We start from the raw sequence: 5,458 nt of genomic DNA on the forward strand, positions 1-5,458 counted from the left end.
TGTTCTAGCTTTCGAATACTGTCCATAGTCTCATAGATCAGTTTCGGAAGTTCAGGCGATTGCTGAACAATGTCAGGGATTTGTGAACGAATTCGTTTAAAAACGCCAGGAGGCGCCAGTCTGTCGCGCATCCATTTTTCAAGGAAGGGCTTTGCGGTGCTCCAAAGATCCAATTCTGGGTAGAGTTCGCGACCCAAGCCTTCTATGTTAATGAGCGTTTTCTGGAGCAAGACTAATTGTGGTTGGACCTCCATGTTGAAGCGTCGCGCAGTCTGGAATAGCCGTAATAAAAACTGACCGAAGGATATCTCGCTTAAAGGGCGCTCAAAAATCGGCTCGCAAACTGTTCGAATTGCGGCTTCAAATTCTTCGACATGGGTGTCCGCAGGAACCCAGCCGGAATTGACATGAAGCTGCGCAACCTCTCGATAGTCACGGTTGAAAAAAGCCAAAAGATTGCGGGCTAGGTAATTTTGATCTTCCTCACTGAGCATACCAACAATACCGAAATCCACCGCAATATACTGGGGTGACTCTGGGTTCTTATGCGAGACAAAAATGTTCCCTGGATGCATGTCTGCATGAAAAAAACTGTCTCTGAACACCTGTGTGAAGAAGATCTCTACGCCGCGCTCAGCCAATACTTGCAGATTTGTGTTATTGGCTTTCAACGCTTCGATGTCCGCAACAGGAATGCCATAGATACGTTCCATCACAAGCACATGCTCGTTGCAGAAGTCCCAGTACACCTCTGGAATATAGATCAGCTCTGAGTCCAGAAAATTACGTCTTAACTGCGACGCGTTAGCAGCTTCACGTTGAAGATCAAGCTCGTCGAAGATGGTTCGCTCGTAGTCAGCAACGATTTGTTGCGGCTTGAGGCGCTTTCCTTCAGACCAATAGTGCTCAAGCACATAGGCCATCAGCTTCATAAGCGAGATGTCTTGGCGAATGGTTTTCTCGATACTCGGTCGAATCACCTTAATGATGACCTCTTGGCCGTTAGGCAGTTGTGCGCTATGCACCTGCGCAATCGAGGCCGATGCCATTACCTCTTCATCGAATCGTGCAAACACTTCAGAGATAGGGCGCTTTAGCCCCTTTTCTATGAGTGCGACAGAGGTTTTCTGATCAAACGGAGGAACTTGGTCTTGGAGCTTTTTCAGTTCGATGGCGAACGCCTCAGAGAGCAAGTCTTTTCGCGTGGAAAGCAGTTGCCCGAACTTGATAAAGATCGGGCCGAGCTCCTCAAGTGCCAAGCGCAATCGTTCACTGCCATGTAACTTGGGGCGAGGGAAAAAATGCCAAGGGGCCAAAATAAGGAGGATGCGCAAAGCAAGAGGTAGTGCTGAGCTTGGGATGAAATCATCGAGCCGATAGCGGCATATTACCCAAACAATTCGTACCATGCGTCTGAGCTTTTGAGTACCTAAGTCCGCGGCCAAACTATCCTCGCTTTATACGGTTGGTGAGTGCTTTTACCCGTGCTTCGAGACGGTCACTAGCAGTACGTAACTGATCAATGGCGTCAAATTGCTTGTCGGCCAACGCACGTGATGGCAATAAGCGCAGCTCGTACTTTACAAATTCCTCGAGATCACGCACAAAGTTTTGACTGAAGGTCTTTGCAAACGTTGCGCTTTGCTTGGCACTACTTGTCACGAACTTGGCCGGTGTATCTCCAATAAAACGGGCTAGTAAGCCTTCCCAGTCAATATCAAGGTTGTCGGTAAAGCGCTGAATCTGTTGTGCCCTTACTGCATCGCCGGAAAACGAAAGATCACGATTCGCGATTAACTCTGCGCTATCTCGCCTTGCCGCAAGTTTCGCAAGTGCGAATAGGCTCGCTGTCATGGTGACGGTTGGTGCATGCTCTGCTGATAACAACAAGACGCGATTGCCCTTTGCACCTATAAACAGGGATTGATTGAGGTTACTAATGCGGATTTCGAGTACGCACCCGTTCAAGGGTTGTAGCTTTTTCTCAGCGCCTGGATCCATCATCAAGGCGGCATTAATGGCGCGCTGAAGTACAGGCGCAAATTGCTGCAGAAGAGGTTGGCTGAACAAGTTCATTAGGGCTTGATTCCAGTGTGGAGAGCGACAATACCGCCTGTCATGTTTTGATATCGCGTATTGACGAAACCGGCATCATCCATCATTTGTTTGAGGGTTTCTTGATCTGGGTGCATACGAATAGACTCAGCCAAGTACTTATAGCTTTCACTATCGTTTGTGATCAGCCGGCCCATCATTGGCAATGCAGTGAACGAGTACTTGTCATAGGCCTCGCTGAGCAGCGGGTTTGCTGGTTTTGAAAATTCGAGTATTAGCAGTCGACCGCCTGGTTTTAAAACGCGCAACATCGACGCGATGGCCTTATCTTTGTGGGTTACGTTGCGTAAGCCAAAGGCAATGGAAACAGCATTAAAATAATTGTCCGGGAAGGGTAGGCTTTCAGCATTGGCTTGAACAAATTCGATATTGCTACCATATCCTCGATCAAGCAAACGATCTCGACCGACCGAGAGCATGGATGCATTAATGTCTGCGAGAATGACCTGGCCGCTCTCCCCAACGCGTTTTGAAAATTGCATAGTGAGGTCGCCCGTGCCACCTGCAATATCGAGAACCCGGTGCCCTGGACGCACGCCCGAGGACTCAATGGTCAAACGCTTCCAAATTCGGTGGACGCCGAATGACATCAGATCATTCATGATGTCGTACTTCGCTGCGACCGAATGAAAGACGTCGGCTACTTTGTCCGCTTTTTCTTCTACATTTACGTTCTGAAACCCGAAGTGGGTGGTGTTATCACCTACGTCTTTATTCGCTTGGTTATCTGTCACGGTGGCTACTCTGCAAAGAAATCGAATTGCGCCTATTCTATCCTCGCGCGCGAGCGAAAACTATCTTGATCTGGGATTAGATTGTTCTTGCGCGGCCGAAGATGGGTTAGACTGATGTGATTATCTGATTCGAAACAGTTAGGTTGGTGGTATGGCAAGAATCATCGTTGAGCGTGCGCACGGGCGAGGCCTGGAGGCGGCGAGAGCGGAAGCGGAAATTTTAGCTGAAGATTTGGCTGAAAAGTTTGGTATGAAATATCGTTGGTCAGGCGAGACGCTTGAGTTTAAAGGCTCCGGAGCAAAGGGCGAAATGCATTGTGCTGAAGATGAGATTTCTCTAAACATGGAGTTGAGTTTTGTTTTGCGTCCGTTCAAGACCCGCATAGAGCAAGAGATCCATAAATATTTAGATGAGTTTGCATCTAAATAGTCTTTTTACTTCACTAGAATAATAACGAATTATGTCTGATTCTATTTCAAATGGCGCGCCCAAGCATGCTTTCGGCGCTCAAGAGTTGTTGAGCCATGCCCCTGAATTAGTTAGAGGGTTGCCCAAGAAAGCGCAGGGCCTATTTCATGTGGCGCGGCAGAGCCGCAATCCTAAAAATGGTTTGGCTCGCTGTATCGAAAAAACTGCAAAAAAATACCCGTCTAAGGATGCTGTGGTCTTTGAAGGCCGCCGACTGACTTATGCTGCGTTCAATGAACAGGCGAACCGGATGGCCCGTTACTTGGTCGAGACCGGTACTCAGCGTGGCGATGTCATTGTGGTGGCGATGGAGAATCGTCCTGAGCTCCTGATTACTGTGACTGCGCTAGCGAAGATTGGCGCAGTCAGCGCTTTGATTAATACTTCGCAGCGTCAAGCCGTGCTGAAACATAGCGTATCTCTGGTGAAGCCTGCAAGGTTGATCGTCGGCGCAGAATTGTTCGACGCCTTTGACGAAATTCAAGAGTGTTTGCCAAGCGGTGATCATGCTCGGCTTTGGGTGGCCGATTTGGCCGTTGAACAGTCGAGACCGCAAGGCTATACAGACTTGCTCGAGGCGGCGCAAAGTGTGGCTGATGTCAGTAATCCCAGCTCAAGTCTGGAACAGCGTGCCAATGATCCGCTTTGTTATTTCTATACATCCGGCACTACCGGTTTGCCCAAGGCGGCGGTATTGACGAATGGTCGATATATGAAGGCATACGGCGGTATCGGCCAAGCCTGTATTCAGCTTAAGCCTAATGATCGCGTATACGTGCCTCTGCCGTTCTATCATGCAACTGCGTTGGTTGTTGCATGGTCGAGTATTATTGCGGGGGGAGCATGTTTGGTTCTCGCGCGAAAGTTTTCGGCCAGCCAGTACTGGGATGATGTGATCGACAATCGTGTCACGGCATTGTGCTACATAGGTGAGTTGTGCCGCTACCTCATTGCGAAATCGCCATCAGAACAAGATCGCCAGCATCAGGTGAAACTTATGTTTGGCAATGGCCTGAGGCCGGAAATATGGCAGGCCTTTAAGGCGCGTTTCGGTATTGAGCGCGTGCATGAGTTTTATGGCTCAAGTGAGGGTAATGTCGGCTTTATGAATGTCTTTAATCTCGACAATACAGTCGGGCTCTCTCCAATGCCCTATGCGATTGTCGAATATGATATCGACGCAGACGCGCCAATTCGTTTTGGTGATGGCTTTATGCGAAAAGTAGAAAAAGGCCAAGCAGGCTTGTTATTGGGTGAAATTAGCGACAAATCCCCTTTTGACGGCTACACCGAACCTGAAAAAACGGAGAAAACCATCCTCAGAAACGTGTTTAAGCAGGGTGATGCTTGGTTCAATACCGGCGATATGATGCGCGACATGGGGTATCGTCATGCGCAGTTTGTAGATCGACTCGGTGATACGTTTCGATGGAAGGGCGAAAATGTTTCAACGACCGAAGTTGAGAATATTCTTGGACAGTGTTCAGGGGTGATTGATGCTGTTGTGTACGGTGTTGAGATTCCGAAAACCAATGGGCGCGCTGGTATGGCAGCTTTGCGGATGAAGAATGGCGCAGATCTGGATTTTAACGAGATGCTTGGCCGTCTTCAGGAAGAACTACCTGCATATGCCGTCCCGTTGTTTGTTCGTTTTGTCGATGAAATTGAATCTACCGGCACGCACAAATATAAAAAAGCACCGTTGAAAAACGATGCTTATGATCCTGATAAATGCGGCAAACATGTATACGTTCTCTTGCCTGGAGAAAGTGACTTTCAGCAATTGACCAAGGACATTTTTAAGAAAATAGAAGCTGCGGGCTACCGTTTCTAAGCGAGCGACGCCGCCTGCATGAACCTAACTTAACTGCGGTTTTTATAGTCTTCGGGGCCTTTTTCACCCGAATGAACCGCACCTGATAGTTTCTGGTTATGTCGACCAATGAGTTTGCGTTGCAGTTTGGTTTCGAGAGTGAGCGCCTGTCGAACGGTTGAAAGCCAAGCCGAGTTATACAATTTTTTGGTGTAACTGATGGCATCTGGCGATTTTTGTTTGAGAGAGTCGATAAACGCGATTGCTTCTTGCATTGGGTCATCACTAATTCGCGTGACTAAATTGTAGTCGAGTGCGGTTTGCGCA

The 5,458-nt window shown here is 48.4% G+C and carries 5 protein-coding genes and 1 pseudogene; 2 read left to right on the plus strand and 4 right to left on the minus strand.

Annotated elements, in window-relative coordinates; translation table 11 throughout:
* From ubiB to ubiE, 3 genes are all read right to left on the minus strand, one after another.
* Window positions 1-1,409, minus strand: a 1,409-nt coding sequence (ubiB, locus tag A3750_RS12020) for a ubiquinone biosynthesis regulatory protein kinase UbiB (protein WP_156498547.1), incomplete at its 3' end; no start/stop codon positions are given.
* A 37-nt stretch (window positions 1,410-1,446) separates the two neighbouring features.
* Window positions 1,447-2,076 carry an SCP2 domain-containing protein gene (locus tag A3750_RS12025; protein ID WP_068456773.1) on the minus strand — a complete coding sequence of 210 codons (630 nt, stop codon included), beginning with the start codon at window positions 2,074-2,076 and terminating at the stop codon, window positions 1,447-1,449.
* The gene (gene ubiE / locus A3750_RS12030; protein ID WP_068456776.1) at window positions 2,076-2,849 is read right to left on the minus strand and encodes a bifunctional demethylmenaquinone methyltransferase/2-methoxy-6-polyprenyl-1,4-benzoquinol methylase UbiE; all 774 of its coding nucleotides are present in this window, start codon (window positions 2,847-2,849) and stop codon (window positions 2,076-2,078) included. Before ubiE ends, A3750_RS12025 begins: the two co-directional genes overlap by 1 nt.
* A gap of 151 nt (window positions 2,850-3,000) precedes the next feature.
* On the opposite strand from ubiE, the gene A3750_RS12035 reads away from it, so the two are divergent.
* Window positions 3,001-3,279: a polyhydroxyalkanoic acid system family protein gene (locus A3750_RS12035; RefSeq protein ID WP_068456780.1), complete on the plus strand. Its 279-nt coding sequence runs from the start codon at window positions 3,001-3,003 to the stop codon at window positions 3,277-3,279.
* A gap of 31 nt (window positions 3,280-3,310) precedes the next feature.
* Window positions 3,311-5,152 carry a long-chain-acyl-CoA synthetase gene (locus tag A3750_RS12040; RefSeq protein WP_068456785.1) on the plus strand — a complete coding sequence of 614 codons (1,842 nt, stop codon included), beginning with the start codon at window positions 3,311-3,313 and terminating at the stop codon, window positions 5,150-5,152.
* A 29-nt stretch (window positions 5,153-5,181) separates the two neighbouring features.
* Here A3750_RS12040 and A3750_RS26130 read toward each other — a convergent pair.
* Window positions 5,182-5,458 (minus strand): annotated as a pseudogene (locus tag A3750_RS26130) (hypothetical protein); the annotation flags it as partial.

The sequence above is a fragment of the Oleiphilus sp. HI0079 genome (assembly GCF_001635105.1).

Excerpts from the sequence above, each read along its gene's own strand:
- A3750_RS12040 (WP_068456785.1), top strand. The coding sequence starts at position 3,311 with ATGTCTGATTCTATTTCAAATGGCGCGCCCAAGCATGCTTTCGGCGCT.
- A3750_RS12035 (WP_068456780.1), top strand. The coding sequence starts at position 3,001 with ATGGCAAGAATCATCGTTGAGCGTGCGCACGGGCGAGGCCTGGAGGCG.
- A3750_RS12025 (WP_068456773.1), bottom strand. The coding sequence starts at position 2,076 with ATGAACTTGTTCAGCCAACCTCTTCTGCAGCAATTTGCGCCTGTACTT.